We start from the raw sequence: 24,453 nt of genomic DNA on the forward strand, positions 1-24,453 counted from the left end.
GCGGCCTAATACTCCTACGGAGTGGTTTAAAAAAACTGAACCACTACAACCGTGCTCCTTGACTGCTTGCTCGAACATCTCCGTACACGCCATATGCTCTGCGTACTTCTGGATCACAGTGCCGCCCAATCCTCGCGATCTTGTCGCAGCTCTTGCCCATGAAATATCCGGATCGGTGACGACGCCGACATGCAGATCCGGCACGCGCACGTCTCGATCCAGGTTCAACTGGAGAATCTCGGCAAACGGGATAGATCGGCGAAACGCTGCATCAGACGGATACCAGCGATCAATCAGGATAATGCTGTCCAGCGGCTGCTCCGTCAGCACGTTTCGGGAAATCCAGCGCCGACTATCAGCCAGGCGCTGGCACACAGCCCATTCCAGATCCTCGGAAGGATTTCTGGCAAGTGCGTTGATCAGGGCCATGGTTTCACCCCGGAAAGGATCGCTTTTTCTCTCGCAGAGCCGGATGACTTTCTTGTTGCCGGCCCTCAGTGCCGTCGTAACGGCCTCCAACAGCGTGGTTTTGCCGGTGCCTTTGGGCCCATCCAGAGAAACAAACAGCGGAATATTCATTGTTCACATAACGATGGATTTACGGTGGGGCACTCTAACCGCATTCCTGGCATTCCAATGGCTGAATTGTCATTTCCAATGGCATGGCCCTGCCCTCACCCTACTTCACCGCCCTCCTCAGCTTGTTGCTGGAGAAATGACTGGAGACTGTTGTGGCCGTCTACGATCAGTCCTCTAACAAGCGCCTCATAGTGTTCGGCAGTATTGAGATCTTGCAGATCGAAGCTTGCAGACCAGCGGATGAACGTCTTTGAGTGTCCAGTCAGCGAGGCTAATTGAACAGTAGCTACATAGTTGTCCAACGGTAACGGAGCCTCCTCGAAGCGATAAGACAGCATCGTATTGCGATCATCGACCGACAAAAGACGCTCCCTGACCACCGCACCGTCGACCAACGTGAGTTTGCGAATACAGCCAACCAATCCATCGGGCTGGTTGTCCTCAATGCTGCTTTCCACAAGGGAGGGATGCCATTTACCAATCTCACCAAACCTCTTCAACACGCTCCAGACGTGCGCTATATCGCTGTCCAGGACAGCGGAGAACTCAACCATCGACATCGTGTACACCCTCAAAATCAACTGTTTTCGAACCTGACCTCTGCGCACGTCAGAGGTGGATGAAATCCGGTCCCGGTATGGATCAACCGGGATCGGAAGACGCTCAACCTTCGAACTGGTGATAAACCTTGGCAATGACCTTCCAGGCCCCGTCGATTTTGATCAGGGTCAGGTAATCGTTGTAATCAGCGCCGATTGCATCCTGTTCCATATCGACACGAACCACGGCGGTGGTTGGCGTGATCGCCAGTACGTCGAGTCGGGTGATGATGTTCGGGGCATCGCCGTTCTTCTCTACGAAATCAAACAGATTCCTGATCGGGCCGCCCAGCAGTTCACCATTGGTGAATCCGTACATCACAGCGTCTTTATGGAACGCCTGCGCAACGCTTTGTGCACTGCCCACACGCAGCCCTTCAACATACTGATTGGCAATGGCGATGACAGCGTTGTACTCAGCGGTGGGTACTGCCTTGATGTTTTTCGACATGGGTCTGTCCTTCCAGTAAGGACGAGGCGCGACGCACCTCGCCAATTGCATTCAACGGCTTAGGCGCTTGGGTGGGTGTGGTAGATCTTGCTGACAATCGTCCACTGACCTTCAACCTTCAACAGGTTGAAAAAATCGGTGAAACGAAATCCTGAAACATTGTCGGTATCGACCCGGGCGCTGGCTGCCGTGCCTACGATGTCGATGCAAACGATCGCTGCTTGCGCTTCCGGAGACGGGCGGAAAGCGTTATCGATGACGTCGTACAGGTTCTGGATCGCACCGCCGACGAGCTTGCCTTCGTCGACCCCGAACATGGTGGCCTGCTGGTTGAAGGCGGGCTTCATCAAGGCGCTGTCAGCTTTGGCACCACCTTCGTTGTACTGGCTGAGCACGTCGACGATTGCGTTGTATTCCTGAACATAAGTTGAAGTGGACATGAGGTATTCCTGAGTTAGTAAATGGCTGAAGAAAGCAAGGAAGGTTTACGGACGAGGCTCGGTAAACAGTCACCAATCCTGGCGCGTCGGCGAGATGATCAGGTCGTTGACGGTGACGTTTTCCGGTTGGTTGAGCGCGTAAATCACGGCTCCCGCGATGTCGTCGGGGGCGATGGCAATTCGGTTGAGCGCTTGGGCAGCCTTGCGCCCTTCAGGATCACTGACCTTGTCGGCCCAGCCGGTATTGATGACACCCGGGCTGACCGTGTTGACGCGGATACCGTGCTGCACACCGAGCTCCTTGCGCATGGACTCGGTCATGGCCTGAACGAAAAATTTTGTTGCGCTGTAAACACCGGCCGCCGGTCCGACCTGATGACCAGCAACAGAGTCCATATTGAGAATCTGCCCGGACTTGCGCTCCAGCATGAAAGGCAGCACCGCCGCCGTAGTGTTGAGGTAGCCTTTGATATTCACGTCGATCATCTTTTCCCAGTCCTGTACCGCCAGGTCGACCCAGTTGGAAAAAAGCATCAGCCCGGCGTTGTTCACCAGAATGTCTACGGCGCCGTAGGTATCATGCGCAAATTGCGCGAGCGCTTGGGTCTGATGCGCCTGAGTCACGTCGGTGGTAAAAGCGACCACTTCGTTACCGCCCGCCCGCAACTCGGCGACAAAGCTTTCCAGACCCTGTTCATCCAGTGCAGCGGCCACTACGCGCACGCCTTGGGCGACAAGCGCGCGGGTGGTGGCGGCGCCGATGCCGGAAGACGCGCCGGTAACGATCGCTACTTTGTTATGCAGATAATTCATGCTCATTACCTCTTATCGATAAATGCCGTCGTTCAGGCGTTCGCGGTTGGCCAGTCGATGTAACCCTTGGCACCGCCGCCGTAGTAACTCTCGCGTGGCGCGATGGTGAGCTCGATCCCGCGACGCAAGCGCTCCACGAGGTCGGGGTTGGCAATGAACAAACGACCAAACGCCACCGCATCGATCCGCCCCTGCGCACGACGCTCTAGCGCCATCGGCAGGTCGTAGTTGTTATTGCCAATGAATGGCCCTTCGAACTGCGCACTCAGCGCGTCCAGATCCACGCCTTCCGGGACCGTGCGGGAGGTCGCCGTGGCGCCTTCGACAAAATGCAGATAAGCCAGATTGAATTGATTGAGCTGCTGAATCAGGTAACCGTAAGTCGCCATGACATTGCTGTCGGGAGGTGTATTTCCGGCATCGGGTGTAACTGGCGAGAGGCGAATACCGACCCGATCGCTACCCCAGATCGAAATCACGGCGGCGGTGACTTCCAGCGTCAGTCGAGCCCGGTTCTCGATGGAGCCGCCATATGGGTCAGTGCGTTGATTGGTGGAATCGCGCAGGAACTGGTCAAGCAGATAGCTGTTGGCGGAATGCACTTCCACACCATCGAAACCAGCTCGCCGGGCATTCTCTGCGGCCAGTTTGTACTGCTCGATGATTCCAGGGATCTCCGAGGTTTCCAGTGCGCGAGGCATCGACACCTCGACAAAGCCTTTCTCGGTGTAGGTGCTGCCTTCGGCCTTGATCGCCGAAGGCGCTACTGGCGCTTCTCCGTTGGGTTGTAGCTCGACACTCGAAAAGCGCCCCACGTGCCACAACTGACTGACGATTTTGCCGCCCGCCGCGTGCACCGCGTCAGTGACTCTTTTCCAGCCAGCTACCTGTGCCTCCGACCAGATACCCGGGGTCATGGCGTAACCCCGCCCCTGGGGAGAAATATTGGTCGCTTCGGCGATGATCAAGCCTGCACTGGCGCGCTGGGCGTAGTAAGTCGCGTGCATTTCATTCGGTACGCCGTCTTCGGCCATTCGGCTGCGTGTCACAGGTGCCATGACAATTCGGTTAGCCAATTGGAGTGCGCCCATTTGCATGGGCGAAAAAAGATCGGTATCAAACGTGTTAGCCTTCATAAAATCCTCGACTGAATAGACCGGTCGTCTAGTGGAAAGTTAAAAAAATACGCCCCTCTGTCAGCAGGCGTTTGCTGGTGATAATGCTGTTTCAAAAGCTGCCATCGTGTTCACGACTGTTACCGGCAGCGTTGCACCTGGTCACACAGGTGGTCGTCTGTATAACCCGTTCGTGAGGGCTCTAGTGCGACTTTCTCCCACTTGCTGATAACCAGCGGCGCAATCGCATTGCCCAGTACATTGAGCGTGGTGGTGCCGCTGTCGATAATCCTGAAAATGCCGGCGATCAATGCCACACCTTCCAACGGAAGACCGGCAGAGGCCAAGGTGGCTGACAAGATCACGATTGCAAACCCAGGCACACCTGCGGCGCCCTTCGAGGTCAGTACCATCGTCACGACCAACAGAATCTGCTGTGACAGAGACAGGTCTATCCCATAGAGTTGCGCCACAAAAATGGTCGCCACCCCGAGAAAAATCGATGCGCCATCGAGATTGAACGCATACCCCACCGGCACCACAAAACTGACGATCCGACGCGGTACACCGTAGCTTTCCAGTTTGGTCATCAGTTGCGGCATGACGGCGGCTGAGGCGGCACTGGAAAACGCCAGAATCAACTCATTGCGAAAGTAGCGAATCAACTTGAAGATGTTTTCGCCAATCAAGTAGCAAATACCGCCGAGTATCACTAGCGCAAAGACAATCAGCGCCAGATACACCACCCCAATCAACTTGAGCAGCGGCAACAGCGAGGCAAAACCAAACGTCGCGACGGTCGCGCCGATCATGCCGAATACCCCTATCGGCGCGTAAGCCATGACTATGGAAACCACCTTGAACATCGCATCGGAAAGGCTCTGCACGACCGCAATAAATGGCGCGCTTTTGTCTTTGGGCAAAGCATTCAACGCCAGCCCCAACAGCACAGCGAAGAACAGTACCGACAGCAACTTCGCTTCTGACATTGCCACTATCACGTTGTCTGGAACGATGTTCTGCAAAATCACCAGCGCCCCTTTGGACGGCTCAAGCGTGATCGATGCAGCGCCATGCGAAAGGCCTGAAATATCGGTTCCTCGTCCTGGTTCGAAGAGGTTGGCAAAACACAGGCCTATGACGATGGCCAGCGCGGTAATCGCAAAGAAGTAGCCGAGCGACTTCGCACCCATACGCCCGAACGATTTGCTGTCACCGCCGCCCGCGATCCCCAAAATCATGCAACAGAACACGATCGGAACAACCACCATCTTCATCATCTTGATAAAGATGTCACCGAGCGGTTTGAGGATCTCCGTACTCACCCATGTCTGATAGTGCGGATGCGTATTGAAGTACCAACCTGCAAGCACGCCAAGCAATAGCCCGGCAACGATTTGCCACACCAAGGGAATACGTTTCATGTCTAGCCTTCTTGTTGGAATGAAAGGTCTGCGTCTATTCGCAGTTGCTAGAGTCATGAGCTTCCAGCTCACTTGAGATCGAATGGCACAAACGGGTTGTGCCATGCGTGTTCCTATTTAGCGAAGAGCTGGCTCATATCCTTGAACGCCTTGAATTCAAGAGCGTTGCCGCACGGGTCAAAGAGAAACATGGTGGCTTGCTCGCCTACCTGGCCTTTAAACCGAATGTACGGTTCGATCACAAACTCGGTACCAAACGACTTCAGACGTTCGGCCAGCGCTTCCCATTGTTCCCAACCCAAAATGATGCCGAAGTGCGGAACCGGGACATCGTGTCCGTCGACCGGGTTGCTGTGAACGCTCTCTTGTGAGGCTGTTTTCGGATGTTCGTGGATCACCAGTTGGTGACCATAAAAATCGAAATCGACCCATTGCGTGCTGGAGCGCCCTTCTTCAAGGCCAAAGACCTCACCGTAGAAGGTGCGCGCCGCAGCCAGGTCATAAACAGGGATCGCGAGGTGAAATGGCGAGAGGCTCATCGGAACTCCAAATATTTTTTGTTGGTTGGCGAACATTTCCACCGTCATCAGCTCTCTGGGTTCAGCCGGTGCCGGGGATGGAAAACATCCTAGGACGGAAAACCAAACATAAAAATCAATATATATTTCTCAGAAACACAATTAATATTTGTGAATGATCAAAGAACTGAAAACACTCATCGCGGTGGCGCGGGAAGGCACATTCGCCGCTGCCGGGAACAAGATCGGCCTGACGCAGGCCGCTGTCAGCGCGCAGATTCAGCGCCTGGAAACCGAACTCGGTTTTGAGATTTTCGACAGGAAAGGACGTTCGGCCCATCTCAACAAAATGGGTCACCAGATACTTCTGCAGGCGCAGGAGTTACTCAGGCTATACGACAATCTGGGTTCCACTGCGCTGGGCCAACCTACCAACATACTCATCAACATCGGTGCGATCGCATCCGTGCAACGTTCCTATTTGCCCGATGCGCTGGCGAAGTTTCACCAGCAGTGTCCGCAATGCCGCACACGTGTCATTCCAGGGCTTTCAATGGAGATGGTGAACCTCGTAGACGCCGGCGAAATCGACATGGCCATCATCATTCGTCCGCCCTTCTCTCTTCAAAGTGACCTGCGCTGGACGACGCTGGCACGAGAGCCCTACCGACTGATCGTGCCACGCGAGCTGGAGGGAGAAGACTGGTCGGAACTGCTGTCCAGCCAGCCATTCATTCGCTATGACCGATCATCTTTCGGCGGCCGGCAGGTTGATCGTTTCCTGCGACAGATGCATTTCACCTTGCAGGAAGTTTGCGAACTGGATGAACTGGAGGCCATCATCAAACTGGTGGAAAAAGGTGTAGGCATAGCGCTGGTGCCACAGACAGAGCCCCATCAGGAATGGCCCGCAGGTGTACGAGCGATCGATTTGGGACAGCACACCTTTCACCGGGATATCGGGCTGGTACATCGATCTCGACAGAGTTTCACCGAGCCTGTGCGAATTTTGGCTCAGCTTATAAGTGATCAGGCAGCTGAATGTCTTTCGCATGAGAAGCGTTAAAGCCCGTCCATTTCACTCTCGTCGCAGAAGAGTATGGGGAGCAATGCCGAAGGTCTTGCGAAAAGCGTGGCTGAAATGAGAGAAGTCCGAGAAGCCGAAATCCAGCGCCGCCTGGGAAATACTACGGACTTGACCACGCTCGATCGCGTCGCGGCTGGCGAACAACCGTGCCTTCCAGATTTCCGCGACCGGCGATTTCTGATGGCGGGCGAAAGCGCGCGTCACTGTGCGCGTGGAGACATGGTGAGCTTGAGCAATGCGCTCGAGTGAAAGATCCGCCTCGGTCAAATACTGGTGGATGTAATTCATGATTCGGCCATACAGGTCCAGCTCGTCATGTGTCTGCTTTAAATCCTGAAGCTCCAGGCTGACCACCAAGAGGTCGAGCAACGTGCTGGAATAACGACTGGACAGGCCTGGTTTTTGGAAGCCTGAAGCCATGCTTGCGGCCTGGCGCAACATTTCGCGTAACGGAATTACCCCTGGACGACGATCATCCAGAACCATGGCGGTGCACTCCGCTATGCCGGGCAGCCGCTGGCTGAGCAATTGCCGCGGAATTCGCACAAGGTGGTTATCGGTACCACCGAAGCTGAATCTGAAGGGCTGGGATGCGTCATAAAGGAACAGATCGTCCGCTGCCAGCTTCGTCCGCCGGTCAGCCTGCTCCAGTTCGCCATAACCGCTGCGGGTAAAGCCCAACCACAAATCGTCATTCGGGTCGCTGCGCAGGTGCTGGGCGGTCCGCTCCCAATAATGCAAGGGTGCGGACAACGTGCAGATGTCCAATGCCCCCATGCCATGCACCTCCAGCGCCCCGTCGAAATCGCTCTGCGCCAGCAGTTTGCTGTCTGCATCCAGGCAATGGTGACACACCACCTCCTTCCAGTAATCGAACCGTTGGGGCGCCGTGACGGCAAGCGTTGAATACTGACATGTCTGGCTCATTGCATGGACCTCGCGGCGGCGGTTCAACAAAAAAGCGTGGTAACGTTTTTTGCGAGCTCAGCAATTATCAGGCCATCTGCTCAGTCTCACGCCCAGCGCTTAGCCGCGCCGCGAGATCGCCCTCCGCACACTTGGCAGACAGTGCCTCCCCAGCACTTCCCCTGCAACTTTCCCGAGCATTTCGTCCCTTGTTTCACAAGCCCCGCACCATCACTGCGCATCGATGAGCTGGCCATTTGCGGCTGTCCTTTTTAACCAAACGGTTGTCCATTCGAGCCAAGCACATCCCATCTCCCCTCGATAATTTTCACTCCATGCCGTGTCCCTCCCGACACCAATGACGAGGTGCCTCATGCAACGACGAGAACAGCAGCGACTGTCCGATTCGTCCTGGTTTTTACAGCGCTGGGACATGGCACCCGAAGAGTTCGCCAGTTACCTGGTGCAACTCGGGACCTTGGCGCTGCAACGCCGATGGCGTGGTCCTGATCGCAAAACAACAACATCCACTGGCCTGTAGAACAGCGAACCGTCCGTTTGAGACGGGAATAAAGGAGCCCCCATGGAATCTGCAATCGATAAACATCTGAAATGTCCGCGGACTTTGTCGCGTCGCGTCCACGACGAATACCAGCCACCCTTCCCCATGTTTGTGGGACGGGCTGACGAAAACGTGAAGCAAGTCGTGATGGCTTACCTCGGGGTGCAATTTCGCGAAGAACAACGCGCCGCCGCCCTGCAGGCCATACGCTACATTGACGCCAGCTTCGCCCTCGCCGATGGCCCCGGGCATTACGACCTGACCTACCACCTCGACAATCAGGGGTATGGAAACTTCATCGCCGTGGGCTACTGGCGTGATCCCGTCGCCTATCACCGTTGGCTGCTTTCACCGCCGGTGGCGAATTGGTGGGGCGACGATGCGCGCCTGAGCGAGGGGCTGGGATATTTCCGCGAGGTCATGGCCCCGCGCGCCGAGCAGTTCGAAACACTGTATGCCTTCAAGGACGATTTGCCAGGCGTCGGTGCGGTCATGGACGGCATCAGCGGCGAGATTGAAGAGCACGGCTACTGGGGTTCGGCGCGCGACCGCTTTGCCATCTCCCAGACCGACTGGATGCAGCCGACCAGCGAACTGCAAGTCATTTCAGGCGATCCGGCCAAGGGCGGCAGGGTCGTCGTACGTGGCCACGACAACCTGACGCTGATCCGCTCCGGACAAGACTGGGTCGAAGCCGGCGAGGAAGAACGCGCGCTCTATTTCAACGAGATGCTGCCGCCCCTGCAGGACGGCATGAACTTCCTGCGTGACGAGGGACAGGCGCTGGGCTGCTATAGCAACCGCTTCGTACGCAATATCGATCTCGATGGCAATCTCCTCGACATCGCCTATGACATCGGTCACTGGCGATCGCTCGACAAGCTGGAGCGCTGGGCAGAATCCCACCCCACTCACCTGCGCATTTTCACCACGTTCTTCCGCGTGATCGGCGGTCTTTCGAAGCTGCGGCTGTATCACGAGGTCTCGGTAGCGGATGGTAGCCAGCAACTGTTCGAGTACATCAACTGCCACCCGCAGACCGGGATGATGCGCGACGCACACGTGTCGCCCGCCTGACTCCATCGCTGACTCCACTTTTAGCCCTGCGCGTTGCCTGACTGGCGATAGCGGGGCTCTTTTTGCCCGAAAAAAGGATCTTCGATCATGAAACGGTTCCGCTACCTGGCGCTTGCAGCCCTGCTCCCCAGTCTTTCCTCCCACGCGCTCGAGGTCGATCCTGGCGACTACGAGCCGCTCCCCGTGGGCGCGACCATCGGCGTGGTCTACTACCAGCATGCCAGCACCGACAAAGCCTATTCCAACGGGCACAAGACCAGCTCCGATTTCAACCTGACATCCGACGTCGGCATTTTGCGTCTGCTGCACGTCTACCAGTTGAGCGAGCGGCTGACCATCGAGCCGCAATTCCTGTTGCCCTTCGGCCATATCTCGGGCGGTGGAGATGCGTCTGCGCTGGGCGACGCCAGCGGCATCGGCGACCTCATTCTTACTGCGCCACTCAAGTACCGTCTCAACGACGCCAACGACACTCTTGGTGCGACCGCTTACCTGTACGTGCCAACTGGCAACTACGACAAGGACGACGCGCTCAACCTTGGCGAGAACCGTTGGAAATTCGATCTGCAGGCCGCTTACGTCAAGCACTTCACAGAAAAGTGGGCCATCGACCTCGTGGGTGATGCCATCTGGTACGGGGACAACAACGACTACGGCGCCAGCTCTGCCCGTCGCGAGCAGGACGTTTCCTATGGCGCCCAGTTGATGGGGCGCTACATGCCCGACGAGACGACGGCGCTGGCGATCGGCTTCGGCCACAGTTGGGGTGGGGAAAACCAGGTCGATGGTGTCAACCAGGATGACAGGATGGAAACCACCAACGTCCGCGTTACGGCCAGAAAGTTTCTGACCGCCAGGGACCAATTCCAGGTGCAACTTGGACGCGACCTTGCGGTGGAGAACGGCCCCAAAGAGGACTTTCGCATGAACCTGCGCTACGTCAGGGTTTTCTAGCCCCCTCCTCTGCGCAGCCCGTATCAAGCGTGCCAACCGGCTCATGAGATGCCCCTGATCTTAAACGGAGTAACCCGACAATGACTGACCAGCAACCCACCGCAGAACAACAAACCTCCCTCTACACCCGTCTTGGCGGCTATGACGCGATTTATCAGTTCGCAGGCGCCGTGTTGAGAAAAACCATGGGCCACCCCGCCATCGGCCACATCTGGGCCCATATGTCGGAATCGACGTTCCAGAAGGAACACATCAATTTTGTCGACTTCCTTTCCGAGCACTGGGGTGGCAGCGCCAAGTACAGGGGCAGAGACATGGTCACCGCGCATCGCGGGATGGGGCTGACCGAGGTGCACTGGCAAGCAGTGCTCGATTGTCTGGAGGCCTGCTACGACGACTACGGCCTGGCCCCGGACCTGCGCAAGGAGGTCAATGACTTCCTCATCAAGTTCAAACCGGCGGTGATCGGCAGCCCCTCCTATCGGGATGTGGTACTCGCGCACCCGGAAATGGACCCGGCCAAAGGCATGAAGAGCGTAGGGGTTGTCTGGCCGAAACCCGGGAAGTCGTCCCGAAAACCGACCACGGCCGAATCCGAAGACTGACACGCTCGGCAAAAACCGGCGCCGCCGCAATACGGCGTCCCGCTCAACCAAGTGAATGTCCTCCTCAACCAAGCGCCGCCCAATGGGCGCAGATAGCTTGATATCAGCCCGGTCGCGACATCGCCAATCGTGCGCACCGTAACCGGGCCTCCCCGAGACGACGTTTGAACAGACATTGCCAACCCAGCAGGTTGGCACAGGACACAGGACACCCCATGGCCATCATCCGCCCGACGCTCGAACAAGTGCAGGATCTCGCCAGCCGCCTGCACATACAGTTGACTCCCGAGCAAGCCAGCGAATACCTGGCGCTCATGCAATCCAGTTTTGATGCCTACGATCTCGTCGATGAGTTGCCAGACTTCATCCCCCCGGTGTGCTACGAGCGCAGTGCCGGCTACCGCCCTTCAAGTACGGACAATCCGCTGAACGCCTGGTACTACAGAACCGAGGTGATGGGCGCGAGTTCGGGCAAGCTTGCCGGCAAAACGGTTGCGCTCAAGGACAATATCTCTCTGGCCGGTGTCCCGATGATGAACGGTGCCTCGCCACTGGAAGGATTCGTACCGTCATTTGATGCCACTGTGGTGACGCGTCTGCTCGACGCTGGCGCCACTATCCTCGGCAAAGCCACTTGTGAACATTACTGCCTCTCCGGTGGTAGCCATACCTCAGACCCAGCCCCTGTGCACAATCCTTATCGCCATGGATTCACCACCGGCGGCTCGTCTTCCGGCAGCGCAGCGCTGGTGGCGTCGGGTGAAGTCGACCTGGCTGTCGGTGGCGACCAGGGCGGCTCCATCCGCATTCCGGCAGCCTGGTGCGGCATTTATGGAATGAAGCCCACCTTCGGTCTGGTGCCCTATACCGGCGTCATGGCGATCGAGGCAACTTTCGATCATGTCGGCCCGATGACGAGTAACGTCCGCGATAACGCGCTGATGCTTGAAGTGATGGCCGGCATCGATGGCCTCGACCCTCGCCAGACCGCTCCCGAGGTCGATGCCTATAGCGATTATCTGGAACGAGGCGTGACCGGGCTGCGGATCGGAATTCTGCAGGAAGGTTTCCAGCTCGCTAATCAGGACCCGCGTATCGCAGAAAAGGTACGCAGCGCTATCGCCCGGCTTGAGGCGTTGGGCGCGCGGGTCGAAGAGGTCTCAGTTCCCGAACACAACCTGGCGGGGGCATTGTGGAGCCCTATCGGCTGTGAAGGCCTGACCATGCAAATGATGCACGGCAACGGCGCGGGTTTTAACTGGAAAGGGCTCTACGACGTGGCTCTGCTGGACAAACAGGCCGGTTGGCGCGATCAGGCCGAAGCATTGTCGCCGTCACTCAAACTGTGCATGTTTGTGGGTCAGTTCGGTCTGGAGCGCTACCACGGTCGCTACTACGCCAAGGCCCAGAACATTGCACGCTTTGCCCGGGCCGCCTATGACCGGGCGCTGAATACCTATGACCTGCTCGTCATGCCGACCGTGCCGATCACCGCCCAGCCACTCCCTGAACCGGGCTCTTCCATCACCGAAACCGTCACGCGTGCATTGGAGATGCTGGGCAATACGGCCGCTCAGGACATTACCGGGCACCCCGCCATGTCGATCCCTTGCGGCCTGGTGGACGGACTGCCCGTGGGGCTGATGCTTGTCGGCAAACATTATGCCGAAGGCACCCTCTATCAAGCGGCAGCGGCATTCGAGGCCTCTGTCGATTGGCGGACGCTGTAAATCGGCGCATCGCGCTGAACGTGAGTAGCAAATTCAGAGGGGTCAAAACATGAGCCATACGCACGAACATCATCACGATCACGATCACACCGAGCCCCCCGAGGCCATCGCCCTGCGCGTCAAGGCGCTCGAATCCCTGTTGATCGAAAAGGGTCTGGTCGACCCGACCGCCATGGATGCGCTGGTGGACACTTACCAGCACAAGGTCGGCCCGCGCAACGGCGCTCAGGTGGTCGCCAAGGCCTGGTTCGATCCCGATTACAAAAAACGGCTGTTGGAAGATGCCACAGCGGCGATTGCCGAACTGGGTTTTTCCGGCGTGCAGGGCGAAGACATGGTGGTGGTGGAGAACACCGCGGCCGTGCACAACGTGACGGTCTGCACGCTGTGCTCCTGTTACCCCTGGCCAACCTTGGGCTTGCCCCCCGCCTGGTACAAATCCGCGCCCTATCGCTCACGGATAGTCATCGACCCACGCGGCGTACTGGCCGAATTCGGTTTGCATGTTCGCGATGACAAGGAAGTGCGGGTCTGGGACAGCAGTGCCGAGTTGCGCTACCTGGTACTGCCGGAACGTCCGGCGGGCACAGACGGCTGGAGCGAGGAACGCCTGGTCAAGCTGGTGACGCGTGACGCCATGATCGGTACTGGCCTGGCCAAGATACCGGGCGACGCAGCCTGACCCCGCGGAGGAGAAAACCATGAACGGTGTACACGACTTAGGCGGTACGCACGGGTTCGGCCCGGTGCTCACCGAAGACAATGAACCGGTGTTCCATCACGACTGGGAACGCAGGATCTTTCCGCTGTTTGCCTCGCTCTTCGTCGGCGGCTACTTCAATGTCGACGAATTCCGCCATTGCATCGAACGCATGCAACCGGCGGAATACTTGCAGTCGAGTTACTACGAACACTGGCTGCACGCCTTCGAGACCCTGCTGCTGGAAAAAAACGTGATCAGCGCTGGCGAACTGCAGGGCACGGTCAAACCGACCTCGCCGACGCAGCCGCCAACGGTGCTCACGCCAGACATCGTCGAGGCGGTGACTCTTGGCGGCGCTTCATCAAGGGCGAAGGAGCCGGTCGCCGGCCGTTTCCGGGTCGGTGACCGAGTGCGGACGAAAAATTTCAATCCAACCACCCACACCCGACTGCCACGCTACGCGCGCGGCAAGGTCGGGACCATCGAGATTGCACACGGCGCGTTTGCCACCCCGGACACGATGGCCCACGGTCTGGGCGAACAACCGCAACAGGTCTATGCCGTGCGCTTCAGCGCGACAGAACTGTGGGGCGTGGCGCGACCGGACAGTGTCTGCATTGATCTGTGGGACAACTATCTGGAGGCCGTATGAACGCCAGCAAGCTTCACATCCCGCCCATCGCTGGTCTGTCCCTTGACGATGAAGACCCGGTGTTCGACAAACCCTGGCAGGCCCAGGCTTTTTCCCTGCTGCTACACCTGCACCAAACCGGTCTATTTCCCTGGAAGGACTGGGTGCAGACATTCAGCGACGAGATCAAGGCAAGCCCGGCGCAACCCGGAGAAAGCATCAACGACGCTTACTACCGGCAGTGGATTGCGGCCATGGAAAGGATGGTCACCGCACTCGGTTTGACCGCTTCCGAAGACATCACCCGGCGCACCGAGGAATGGCAGCAAGCCTACGTGAACACGCCCCATGGACAACCGGTCACGCTGCTCAATGCGAGTTGCCCGCCGCCCCATGGACACGAGCACGAACACCTGCCACGGCGCGAGCCGATTGCGATCAGCCGAGCCGCAAACTGAGACCGCAGTCATCCGTTTTTTTACTGTCGAGGTCGCGAAGCGGCCAAGGAGCAATCGTCATGCATATCGAACCTGATCTGGTGGAAGCCGGAAAACTCTGGCTGAGCTATGTCACTGCCGCAGGTGTCGGCGCCTACACCGTCAAACTCGCTGCGCAAGCCATCGGTGAGCGTGGGGTCTTTTCGCTGCTGGCTCGGACTGTCACTGCCACGGCCCTGGTCTTCAGCTTCTTCGAGCTGCTGCCGCACTATCCGGTCGGTGTTTCCGAGGTGCATCTCATCCTGGGGTCAACGCTATTTCTGCTGCTTGGCGCTGCACCTGCTGCGGCGGGTCTCGCCCTGGGACTGCTGATTCAGGGCCTGTTCTTCGCGCCATTCGACCTGCCGCAATATGGCATGAACGTCACCACGCTACTGGTACCGCTGTGCGCAGTCGCTGCCCTGGCCAAACGCATCATTGCGCCCGACACGCCGTATGTGGAACTGAGCTACAGACAAGCGCTGGGGCTGTCGACCGCCTTTCAGGCAGGCATTGTCGCCTGGGTGGCGTTCTGGGCTTTTTACGGAAAAGGCTTCACAGCCGAAAACGCCCTGTCGATTCTGTCCTTTGGCAGTGCCTACATGACCGTGATCACCCTCGAACCGCTGCTGGACCTGGCCGTACTGGCCGCGGCCAAGGCCAGCCATCGTCTGCGGGGTAGTTCGCTGCTCGAACGCCGTCTGTACCAGGCCGCCTGAGTCGACGCACTCCAGTCCGCATCAGCCTGCCCCGAGCATTCGAAGAGCGTAATGCTCGGGGTATCAACCGCAGGAACCGCCCCGCGACTGCCGTAGCAGCCGCGAACGCTGAAGATGGTTTCCTATGGCTTACTGATCTTGAACCAAATGGAGTACATCGCCGGCAGGAACACCAGCGTCACGATGGTTCCGACGAACGTGCCGCCGATCAGTGTGTAAGCCAGCGTGCCCCAGAAGACCGAGTGCGTCAGTGGAATGAACGCGAGGATGGCCGCCAGCGCAGTCAGCAGTACCGGGCGAGCACGCTGTACCGTGGCTTCGATCACGGCGTGAAACGGATCAAGCCCTTCTTGCGCGTTGTGATGGATTTGTCCGATCAGGATCAGTGTATTGCGCATCAGAATCCCCGACAGGGCGATCAACCCGACCAAGGCGTTGATACCGAACGGCTGCTGGAAGAGCAGCAGTGTCGGCACCACACCAATCAGCCCGAGTGGCGAGGTGAGGAACACCATGATCATTGCCGATACCGAGCGCACCTGCAGAATGATGATCAGCAGTGTGACGGCGATCATGATCGGCAGCAGTGGCAAGATCGCTTGGCCGGCCTTGCCCGACTCCTCGATCGCCCCCGATTGCTCGATACGATAACCCTCCGGGAGCGTGTCGATGACCGGCTGCAGCGCCTTCGTGATAACACTTGAAACGTCCGGAGGCTGCAAGCCTTCGGCAATGTCGCCCCGTACAGTAATGGTCGGCGTGCGGTCACGACGCCGCAGGACGGGATCCTCCATGCGCACATCCACTGTCCCCACTTGCGACAGCGGAATCCGCTGGCCCGCCGTGCCTACCAGCGTAAAGCCTTGAATTTTTGCAGGGTCGAGCCGGATGTCCCCCGCCGCTCGCCCGGTCACTTGTACCGAACGGATGTCCTCACGAACGGCCGTGATCGGTACCCCGGCAAGCAGAAACTGCAACTGCTGCGCGACCGCACTGGAGGTCAGCCCCACCGCCTGCAAGCGGTCCTGATCCAGGGTGAAATGCAGCGCGGGTGTCAGCGGTCCCCAGTCACTATTGACGGTTCGCATCAAGGGGCTCGCCTGCATCACCGTCTGCACCTGAGCGGCAATCTCACGCAATGTCGAGGGATCGGGCCCCATCACCCGGTAAGCGACAGGAAACGGTGAATACGGACCAAACACCAACTGCGTCACCCTGACCCGCGCTTCTGGAGCCAGCCCTTCGGCGACGGCCTCGCGCAGACGGAGCTTGAGGACTTCCCGTGCCTCCTGACTCTGCGTCAACACCACAATCTTCGCGAAAGACGGATCAGGCAGTTCCGGCGCCATGGCCAGGTAGAAACGCGGCGCACCCTGTCCGATATAGGCCGTGACGATTTTTGCTTCAGGCTGCTTTTGCAGCCAAGCCTCGACTTTGGCGGTGGTGATACTCGTCTGCTCGATGGAGGTTCCATAGGGCATTTGCACTTCAATCAACACTTCGGGACGGTCCGAGGTGGGGAAGAACTGCTTCTTGACCAGGCTCATGCCGACAACGGCCAGGACAAACGTCGCGATCACAGTACCGGCGACCAGCCATTTGCGGGCAATGACGCGCGTCAAGATCCGGCGGAAGCGGTTGTAATTGGGCGTGTTGTAGATGGCCGCGTGACCACCTTCGACCTGTTTGATGTCCGGCAACAGCTTCACGCCCAGATAAGGGGTAAAGGCCACCGCAACCACCCATGAGGCAATCAGGGCAATGCCTACGATCCAGAACATGTTGCTGGTGTACTCGCCAGCGGTCGATTGCGCGAAGCCGTTAGGCAGAAAGCCGATAGCGGTCACCAGCGTGCCGGAAAGCATCGGTGCGGCAGTGTGACTCCAGGCATACGCGGACGCTTTGATGCGGTCGTAGCCCTCCTCCATTTTCACCACCATCATCTCGATCGCAATGATGGCGTCGTCCACCAGCAGTCCAAGCGCCAGGATCAGCGACCCCAAGGTGATCCGGTCAAAGTTCTTGCCCGTTGCCGCCATCACCACAAACACCACGGCGAGCGTCAGTGGCACCGCTGCGGCCACGACAATACCGACGTGCCAGCCCATGCTGAGAAAGCACACCAGCATCACCACCAGCAAGGCGACGAAGAACTTGATCATGAACTCATCGACGGCTGAACTGATATTCACCGACTGATCGGTGACCTTGCTGAGTGTCATGCCCAGTGGCATGCCTTCGTTGATCCGGGTGGTCTCCACGTCCAGTGCCTTGCCCAGGTCCAGGCCGTTCCAGCCCTCGCGCATCACCACACCCAGTAACAGCGCTTCCTCACCGTTGTTACGCACAAGGAAGGTGGCCGGATCTTCGTAACCCCGCTCGACCGTCGCAACGTCCGAGAGCTTCAAGGTACGTCCCTGAATCGCCAGCGGTGTGTCACGAATCTTCTGCACCTTGTCGAAGGCGCCGTCGAGGCGCAGGAAGACTTCTGGCCCCTTGGTTTCAATCGAGCCGGCCGGCGTCAGTACGTTCTGATTGTTCAGCGCGGCAAAAATATCCTGCGGGGTTACCCCCAGCGTGGCCAGCCGATCATGGGAGAAAGAGACAAAGATGCGCTCGCTCTGCTCACCAATGATGTTGACCTTTTTCACGCCTGGCACATGCAACAGGCGCTGGCGCAGCGATTCGGCATCACGTACCAGCAGGCGCTGCGGCTCGCCTTTGGCTTTCAAGGCAAACAACGCAAAGGTCACATCTGCAAACTCATCGTTGACCATCGGGCCAATCACACCGGCCGGTAGCTTGATCGACTCATCGTCGAGTTTTTTGCGCGCCTGGTAGAACTCCTCCTGCACTTGGGAGGGCGGTGTACGATCAAGCAGTGTCACCACGGTGAAGGCCAGACCCGGACGAGTGTAGGTTTCCGTGCGGTCGTACCATTTCAACTCCTGCAGGCGTTTTTCCAGCGGCTCGGCGACCTGGTCCTGCATTTCCTGCGCGGTCGCGCCCGGCCACGCCGTGATGACCGTCAGCTGCTTGACCGTAAACGGCGGGTCCTCCGCGCGCCCGAGCTGGAAAAACGCGAGGATCCCGGCAACACCGATCAGGAAGATCAGGAACACCGTGATCGAACGCTCGCGAACGGCGAGCGCCGAAAGATTGAAACGCCCCTGGCTCATGGACGGCTCCCGGCAACCTGGACGTCAGCCTGTTGAGCCAGTCTCACCTCCTCCCCCTCGCGCAGAAGATGTGCGCCTAAAGCGACAACTTGCTCACCGACCTTGAGTTCACCGTCGACACGCGCAATGTCATCGCTCACGCCCAATATCTGCACAGGCCGCCAGGTCACCTTGGCCGGGTTGCCAGCAATCACCCAGAGGCCGGGGCCTTTGCCTGGGTCATAAACCGCCGCCAGCGGCACTTGCCACACCTGTGCATTTGCGCGGCTGCCAGCGATCTGCAGCGTAACGGTCGAACCGAGCGGCGCATTGGCCAGCGCGCCCTCCAGCACATACCGCGCCTCAAAGGTGCGCGTCATGCGATCGGCCGAGTCAGACAGCAGCCGCAGCCTGGCTGTCACGGCACCCGAGGTGTTGCCATAAAGTGTGGCCTGCGCGGTCGAACCTGCCGCCGGACGTAGCGTCTCGGGCAGGTGCACGATGGCTTCGCGCTGCCCTGCCCGCGCCAGTCGAACCACGGCTTGCCCGGGGCTCACCACTTGTCCTGGCTCGGCGAGCGTCTCCACCACCACGCCATCGGAATCAGCAAGCAACAGCGTATAACCGGACGCATTGCGAGCGACGTCAGCCTGCGCTTGCGCCGCGCTCAACTGAGCTTTGGCGGTATCTGCGGCGGCTTTGATCTGATCGTAGGCCGAGGCCGAGATGGCGCCGGCGGCGACCAGGTCGCGATACCGGGCCTCGTCATCCGCGGTCTGTATGGCTCGCGCCCGGGCGGCCATGACCGACTCTTGCTGCGCCCGCGCCTGCAGCCCGAGATCAATCGGGTCGAGACGCATCAGTGGTTGACCTCGTTTGACCGTCTGGCCTGTGTCAACCAGGCGCTCGAGTATTTTGCCCGAGACCCGAAAACCAAGGTCAGCCTCGACGCGGGCGATCACGACCCCTGTGAAAGCACGTGAAGCCTCGGACGCCGCCGAAACCGCAGCGGACCTCACCAACGGGGCATGCGTACGGGGATCGTCAACGACGGATGAGTCGCCACACGCCGTCAGGACGAGCGGCAACAGACAAACGGCAATCGGTACAGCTAGAGGCCGGCGCATAGGTTCCGTTACTCAAGAATAGGACATGCCGGCATTTTCATTAAGGTGACCAATAATGTCAACGGTCACACATTTTCAGTGGATGGCGCAATACGGACAAGATATCGTTGACCTTAAAGCCGTGACCGTAATTTAATATGGTCACTTATCATCTTCGCCGCAGGTACCTCAATGCCTCCTGTTCGCCCTATCACGCTTTTGGTGGCCGCCAGTTTGATGGCAGGCTGTGCGGTCGGTCCCGACTATCACCGGCCTGCCCTCGCGCTTCCCGATCGTTACCTGAGTCAGCCAGCAGCCGAACAGACGCCGGCAACGGCGCCGGCCCGGCTGGTCAACTGGTGGGAGAGTTTTAACGATCCCGTGTTGACCGGTTTCGTCACCCAGGCGCTGGAACAGAACCTCGATCTGGCACAAGCAGCGGCGCGGGTCACACAGGCACGGGCAGGATTGGGGGCCGCAAATGCCGCTCTGTTGCCCTCCGGGAGCATTGATGGCCAGGCCGCACGCGCCTATCAATCCGTCGAGACGCCGCTCGGCCAGGTGTTGAACTCAACGCCTGGCTATGATCGCTACGGAAGTTCCTACGAGCTCAACCTCAATGCCGGCTGGGAGATTGATGTCTTTGGCGGGTTGAGACGCGAGCGCGAAGCCGCACTCGCCGAATACCAGGCCTCCGAGGCGGGCGCGACCGCCACACGCCTGGCCATTGCAGCGCAGACGGCCGATATCTACATCACCCTCCGTGGGTTGCAGGCGCGACTGGAGATTGCCAACCGTCAAGTCGAAACCCAGCAGGGACTGCTGGAGAAAGTCCGCCTGCTCTACGGCAAGGGCCTCGCTGCGCGCTATCAGGTTCAACAGACTGAAGGCGTGCTGGCGCAAGTCCAGGCGAGCGTGCCAGTGCTGCAGACCGGCCTGGATGCCGCCATGAATGCGCTGGACGTGATGCTCGGCACCCCGCCGGGGACTCACCGCACGCAACTGGCCGGTACGGCGAGCATTCCTGTTGTGCCGCCGATAAACGCCTCGGGAACGCCGGCCGATCTGCTGCGTCGCCGGCCGGATCTGATCGTCGCCGAGCGCCGCCTGGCAGCCTCCAATGCACGCATCGGCGTGGCGATTGCCGAGTATTACCCGAAACTTTCGCTCAGCGCATTGCTCGGTAGCGCCACGGCTGTTTCCGGCGGCAACCTGTTCACCGGCGGCGCCAGTCAGTCGGCGGCGGTCCTTGGGTTGCGCTGGAGACTTTTTGACGTAGGCCGGATCAACGCGCAGATCGATCAGGCCAAAGGACAGGAAGCCGAAGCGCTGGCCGCTTATCGTCAGTCGGTGTTACGCGCCACTGAGGATGTCGAGAATGCCTTCTCCGCCCTGGTGAACCGCAACCTTCAGGCCACCACGCTCGCGGGAGGCGAGGCTTCTCTGACACAAGCTCGCCAAGCGTCTTTTATTGCCTACGGAAAAGGCACCGCGAGCCTGATTGATGTGCTCCACGCCGACGAAACGCTGCTCCAGGCTTCCGATGCCCGTGCGCAAGCGCGGACAGAATCGGCCCGGGCTGCGGTCGCCGCATTCAAAGCGCTCGGCGGCGGCTGGCAAGTTCCTGAAACCCTGCCTGTTGCGTCGCGATGAAGTTCGCCAGCTTTGCAAAGAATTTGGCTCGACAGTACGCAGCAAAAGGTCGATCGCGGTTTTGACGTGGGCCACGCCACGGCGTTTTCATCAGAGCCTGATGGCCAAAGCCATGGGGGTTTGACCTACAAAAAAGGGCCAACCTCTCTGCGAGAATCGGCCCGATCAACATGCCCTTGCGCGTGTGGGGTCGGGAGGCAGCACGCACTCCCGGCCCCACATTGTGAGTACAGCCCTCAGCTAAAAACGGTAGCTGACAGACGTACCGAGCCCGCTCGCACTGTTCTTGTACCTGGCGCTGTAGGCACCTCTGGATGGCGAGCTGTCGTTGACCTTCACGCTCTCCTCCCAGAGGTAGGAATAAGCGAAGTCGATGGTGAGATTTTCCACCGGCGTCCAGCCCGCACCGAAGCTGATAACCTTTCGGTCGCCCGTAGGAATACGGGGGCCGCGATGGGTATTGTTGGCGGGTGATTGATCTACCGAAAACCCGCTACGCAACACCCACTGGCTATTCAATTGATAGGCGATACCGATGGCGTGTGCCCACGTGTCATGCCAGTTCTGCTCTTCGCTGATCGTCCCCAGTTGACCGCTCAGCAACGGCGGCAGGCCGCTGTTTTCGATCGTCAGCTCCTTGAAGCGACTCCAGCGCGTCCAGGTGCTACCGACGTAGAGCGTCCAGTCGTTATTGAATTGATGCGTGGCCGAAAAATCCACCGACTCCGGCGTATCCACATCCAGCGATGCGTCATAACTGCGGCCGCTGACGCCCAGCACGCTGAAGATGCCATCAGTGACCTTGGTTTTCGCATCCAGGTGGTAACTGACTTTGGAGTGATAAGTCAGCCCCAGGCGGGTCTGATCTGTCGCCTGCACCAGCACACCGGCGTTGAAGCCCAGCGCAGTGTCATCGCCCGTGCTTTTGAGCTTGCCGTCATTGCGCCCCGGGGTTAATGGATTGGGCACCATGCCCGATATCTCTCCACCGATACGGTTGATGGTCGGACCGAAACCGATCGAGACTTTTTCGTTAAAAGCGTAACTGATGGTCGGTTGGAAAGTCAGCGTGGTGACTTCGCTCTTGTTGGCGTAATAGCGTCCGGCAAACCCACTGCCGTAGTCGGTGATCAACCCGAAAGGTACATAAAACCCGACGCCGAATGCCCAGTGCTCATCGATGGGTTTGACGTAATAGCCCATCGGTACGGTGGTCGTGGGCACCATGTCGCCGTCTTCCTTGCCACCGAACGTACTGCGAGTCCGGCTGATATCGGACTTGGCGAACAATGTCGCCGCCCCCACGCTGACCTGCTCTTGTTTAAGTCGCGCCATGCCCGCCGGGTTGCCGTAGATCGTACTGGCGTCTTCGGCCGATGAAGATCACCCGGCAAACCCGGACCCCATCCCGCTGATGCTTTGTTCGTTGAGTGCAAAGCCACCGGCCAGCACATTGGAAGACGCAAGCACGACGGCCAGGCCCACGGGGCTCTTGAGCATTGTTTTTTTCATTATCGGGACTCTATGGAGATCACTGGAATAGAACATCGAACTACAGCGAAGCCATATTATCCATGTGACCAATTCAGTCAATGGTCACGAAGAGCGAAATGTTGCGCCCTCCCGGCACTCATTGGCCGGGAACGGAAAACGTCATGGGGGGGATGTCGTTTTGACTTGAATCGACTGACAGATTTGACCAGCGACAGTCAGGGCATGAGGCTGCGCAGGATGAGGTTGGAGGTCAGCGTGGGCGCTTGCTCGATGAAATCCAGATTGTGCTGCAACAGCAAGGGGTTGACGAAAGGTCGCAGCGCCAGATCGATCGCCTCGACAGTCTCGTCCAGTGGAGTCTTGCGCTCGAACTCCCCCGCTTCTCGTCCTTGCCGCACGATGTCGACAATAAAGTCTTTGATCTGTGCTTCATACACCTGGGCACTGTGCCAACGCTCCGAAGCGGAAAACGCCGCGATGTCGTAAAGCTTGCGGTCGTTGAAGAACAGGTTCACACCCGTGGCAATGACGGTTTTTACCAATCTGCGCAAACGCTCGGTCGCCGAAAGAGATTCTTCGTTAACGGCCTGTTCGACGGCTGCAACGATTTGCCCCAGACAATTGGCGCAAATGGCCTCGCCAATCGCCTGTTTCGAGTCAAAAAACTTATAGATGTACGCCTTGGAAAAACCGATGGCCTTGGCCAGGTCGGAAACCGTGGTTTTCGCATAGCCATACTGGCTGAAGTGCTCATTGGCCGCGGCGACAATCTGGTCACGAATGTCGTGCTCGGCCGGGCCACGAGTGTTTGGCGAGGAGGCAGATATTGATAGCTGATTCATGACAGCAGCTTACTCATCCTATGGCGGGCTGACAACTTGTGACCACACAGGAATAAGGTCACAAGTCTGGCAATTTCAGATGAGGCCAGCCGTTACATCTGCTTGCCGTTACGCGCAGTGATCGCCACGGTAGTCGGCGAATCAGCCAGGGGAACAAAGCGTCGGGTTGAACCATCCAGCGCATCGATGCACCCCGCCTCGATGTCGTAGACCCATCCGTGCAGATTCATGCGCCCTTGCTCGAGCGCGAGGGCCACGGAGGGATGCGTGCGCAGGTTCGCCAGTTGCGCGATCACATTTTCCCGGACCAGACCATCGAGCTTCGCGCGCGGTGTGTCGAATTCATGCGCCGCGTTGATCGCTTTCGCAGCGTCCGCGTGACGCAGCCAATTGGCGACCGCAGGAAGATGATCCAGACAGGTGCAGCGCGATATCGCGCCCATCGCTCCGCAGTCCGAGTGCCCGCAGATCACGATGTCCTGTACGCCGAGCACGGCGACTGCATATTCGACGGTAGCCGACACGCCACCGGGTTCGGGACCATACGACGGCACAATGTTGCCGGCGTTGCGGATCACGAATAGTTCACCGGGTTCGCGCTGTGTAAGAAGCTCAGGCACTACACGACTGTCCGAGCAAGTAACGAATAACGCCTTCGGATTTTGTGAGGTCGCGAGTTGCTTGAACAGCTCGACACGTTGCGGATATACCTCACGCTGAAAGCGCAGAAAGCCGTCGATAATGTCACGCATGAAGTTCTCCAAATCCTGATGCCGGATGCTTGCAAAAGTACTCGATATGAAAGGTCGTG

The 24,453-nt window shown here is 58.5% G+C and carries 23 protein-coding genes and 1 pseudogene; 10 read left to right on the plus strand and 14 right to left on the minus strand.

Translation table 11 applies throughout. From position 1 onward, the window contains the following. The 8 genes from V3W27_RS03675 to V3W27_RS03710 form a co-directional block, all read right to left on the minus strand. Positions 1 to 579, minus strand: a 579-nt coding sequence (locus V3W27_RS03675) for a dTMP kinase (RefSeq protein WP_330205937.1), incomplete at its 3' end; no start/stop codon positions are given. A 95-nt stretch (positions 580 to 674) separates the two neighbouring features. Beyond that, entirely contained in the window at positions 675 to 1,139 is a 465-nt protein-coding gene (locus V3W27_RS03680) for an SRPBCC family protein (protein WP_330205938.1), read from the minus strand. Between the two features lie 103 nt (positions 1,140 to 1,242). Next, a complete protein-coding gene (locus tag V3W27_RS03685) occupies positions 1,243 to 1,629 on the minus strand; it encodes a nuclear transport factor 2 family protein (protein ID WP_096796037.1) in 387 nt (128 codons plus the stop codon). A 59-nt stretch (positions 1,630 to 1,688) separates the two neighbouring features. Then, positions 1,689 to 2,069: a nuclear transport factor 2 family protein gene (locus tag V3W27_RS03690; protein WP_330205939.1), complete on the minus strand. Its 381-nt coding sequence runs from the start codon at positions 2,067 to 2,069 to the stop codon at positions 1,689 to 1,691. A 69-nt stretch (positions 2,070 to 2,138) separates the two neighbouring features. Next, positions 2,139 to 2,882: an SDR family oxidoreductase gene (locus V3W27_RS03695; protein WP_115990573.1), complete on the minus strand. Its 744-nt coding sequence runs from the start codon at positions 2,880 to 2,882 to the stop codon at positions 2,139 to 2,141. A gap of 32 nt (positions 2,883 to 2,914) precedes the next feature. Continuing rightward, on the minus strand, positions 2,915 to 4,018 hold the full coding sequence (locus V3W27_RS03700; protein ID WP_247267502.1) for an alkene reductase: 1,104 nt from the start codon (positions 4,016 to 4,018) through the stop codon (positions 2,915 to 2,917). Positions 4,019 to 4,137: 119 nt separating this feature from the next. Next, positions 4,138 to 5,421, minus strand: a complete 1,284-nt coding sequence (locus tag V3W27_RS03705; protein ID WP_330205940.1) for a cation:dicarboxylate symporter family transporter — start codon at positions 5,419 to 5,421, stop codon at positions 4,138 to 4,140. Positions 5,422 to 5,534: 113 nt separating this feature from the next. Then, complete coding sequence (locus V3W27_RS03710) at positions 5,535 to 5,960, minus strand: VOC family protein (protein WP_039762906.1); 426 nt, start codon at positions 5,958 to 5,960, stop codon at positions 5,535 to 5,537. A gap of 154 nt (positions 5,961 to 6,114) precedes the next feature. Here V3W27_RS03710 and V3W27_RS03715 point away from each other — a divergent pair, with 154 nt between their 5' ends. Next, positions 6,115 to 7,005 (plus strand): LysR substrate-binding domain-containing protein, encoded by an 891-nt coding sequence (locus tag V3W27_RS03715; RefSeq protein WP_330205941.1) that lies wholly within the window; start codon positions 6,115 to 6,117, stop codon positions 7,003 to 7,005. 12 nt (positions 7,006 to 7,017) lie between these two features. Here V3W27_RS03715 and V3W27_RS03720 read toward each other — a convergent pair whose 3' ends face one another. Next, on the minus strand, positions 7,018 to 7,953 hold the full coding sequence (locus V3W27_RS03720) for a helix-turn-helix domain-containing protein (RefSeq protein WP_027611804.1): 936 nt from the start codon (positions 7,951 to 7,953) through the stop codon (positions 7,018 to 7,020). A 562-nt stretch (positions 7,954 to 8,515) separates the two neighbouring features. Here V3W27_RS03720 and oxdA point away from each other — a divergent pair. From oxdA to V3W27_RS03760, 8 genes are all read left to right on the plus strand, one after another. Next, positions 8,516 to 9,571 (plus strand): aliphatic aldoxime dehydratase, encoded by a 1,056-nt coding sequence (gene oxdA / locus V3W27_RS03725; RefSeq protein WP_097089776.1) that lies wholly within the window; start codon positions 8,516 to 8,518, stop codon positions 9,569 to 9,571. A gap of 87 nt (positions 9,572 to 9,658) precedes the next feature. After that, positions 9,659 to 10,525 (plus strand): transporter, encoded by an 867-nt coding sequence (locus V3W27_RS03730; RefSeq protein WP_330205942.1) that lies wholly within the window; start codon positions 9,659 to 9,661, stop codon positions 10,523 to 10,525. An 80-nt stretch (positions 10,526 to 10,605) separates the two neighbouring features. After that, positions 10,606 to 11,130, plus strand: coding sequence for a group I truncated hemoglobin (locus V3W27_RS03735; RefSeq protein ID WP_330205943.1), 525 nt, complete (start codon positions 10,606 to 10,608; stop codon positions 11,128 to 11,130). 215 nt (positions 11,131 to 11,345) lie between these two features. After that, entirely contained in the window at positions 11,346 to 12,860 is a 1,515-nt protein-coding gene (locus tag V3W27_RS03740) for an amidase (RefSeq protein ID WP_330205944.1), read from the plus strand. A gap of 49 nt (positions 12,861 to 12,909) precedes the next feature. Further along, positions 12,910 to 13,542, plus strand: a complete 633-nt coding sequence (gene nthA / locus V3W27_RS03745; protein WP_330205945.1) for a nitrile hydratase subunit alpha — start codon at positions 12,910 to 12,912, stop codon at positions 13,540 to 13,542. Positions 13,543 to 13,561: 19 nt separating this feature from the next. After that, a complete protein-coding gene (nthB, locus tag V3W27_RS03750; protein WP_330205946.1) occupies positions 13,562 to 14,215 on the plus strand; it encodes a nitrile hydratase subunit beta in 654 nt (217 codons plus the stop codon). Beyond that, on the plus strand, positions 14,212 to 14,652 hold the full coding sequence (locus V3W27_RS03755; RefSeq protein ID WP_330205947.1) for a nitrile hydratase accessory protein: 441 nt from the start codon (positions 14,212 to 14,214) through the stop codon (positions 14,650 to 14,652). The genes nthB and V3W27_RS03755 overlap by 4 nt, the downstream gene beginning before the upstream one ends. 59 nt (positions 14,653 to 14,711) lie before the next feature. Then, positions 14,712 to 15,389, plus strand: a complete 678-nt coding sequence (locus V3W27_RS03760; RefSeq protein WP_204894640.1) for an energy-coupling factor ABC transporter permease — start codon at positions 14,712 to 14,714, stop codon at positions 15,387 to 15,389. A 122-nt stretch (positions 15,390 to 15,511) separates the two neighbouring features. Here the strand turns inward: V3W27_RS03760 and V3W27_RS03765 are convergent, their stop codons facing one another. Both V3W27_RS03765 and V3W27_RS03770 read right to left on the minus strand, forming a co-directional pair. Next, the gene (locus V3W27_RS03765; protein WP_330205948.1) at positions 15,512 to 18,568 is read right to left on the minus strand and encodes an efflux RND transporter permease subunit; all 3,057 of its coding nucleotides are present in this window, start codon (positions 18,566 to 18,568) and stop codon (positions 15,512 to 15,514) included. Beyond that, a complete protein-coding gene (locus V3W27_RS03770) occupies positions 18,565 to 19,674 on the minus strand; it encodes an efflux RND transporter periplasmic adaptor subunit (RefSeq protein WP_330205949.1) in 1,110 nt (369 codons plus the stop codon). The genes V3W27_RS03765 and V3W27_RS03770 overlap by 4 nt, the downstream gene beginning before the upstream one ends. Before the next feature lie 171 nt (positions 19,675 to 19,845). Between V3W27_RS03770 and V3W27_RS03775 the strand changes: the two genes are divergently transcribed. After that, complete coding sequence (locus tag V3W27_RS03775) at positions 19,846 to 21,306, plus strand: efflux transporter outer membrane subunit (RefSeq protein WP_330205950.1); 1,461 nt, start codon at positions 19,846 to 19,848, stop codon at positions 21,304 to 21,306. A gap of 240 nt (positions 21,307 to 21,546) precedes the next feature. On the opposite strand, the pseudogene V3W27_RS03780 reads toward V3W27_RS03775, so the two are convergent. The 3 genes and pseudogenes from V3W27_RS03780 to V3W27_RS03790 all read right to left on the minus strand — a co-directional run bounded on the left by V3W27_RS03780 (position 21,547) and on the right by V3W27_RS03790 (position 24,394). Continuing rightward, a pseudogene (locus V3W27_RS03780) lies at positions 21,547 to 22,818 on the minus strand (OmpP1/FadL family transporter). Positions 22,819 to 23,015: 197 nt separating this feature from the next. Further along, positions 23,016 to 23,642: a TetR/AcrR family transcriptional regulator gene (locus tag V3W27_RS03785; RefSeq protein WP_097089798.1), complete on the minus strand. Its 627-nt coding sequence runs from the start codon at positions 23,640 to 23,642 to the stop codon at positions 23,016 to 23,018. Between the two features lie 92 nt (positions 23,643 to 23,734). Next, positions 23,735 to 24,394 (minus strand): carbonic anhydrase, encoded by a 660-nt coding sequence (locus V3W27_RS03790; RefSeq protein WP_027611791.1) that lies wholly within the window; start codon positions 24,392 to 24,394, stop codon positions 23,735 to 23,737. Positions 24,395 to 24,453 lie beyond the last annotated feature (59 nt).

Origin of the sequence: Pseudomonas sp. AM14(2022), from assembly GCF_036346455.1 — a bacterium.
Taxonomy (GTDB): domain Bacteria; phylum Pseudomonadota; class Gammaproteobacteria; order Pseudomonadales; family Pseudomonadaceae; genus Aquipseudomonas; species Aquipseudomonas putida_A.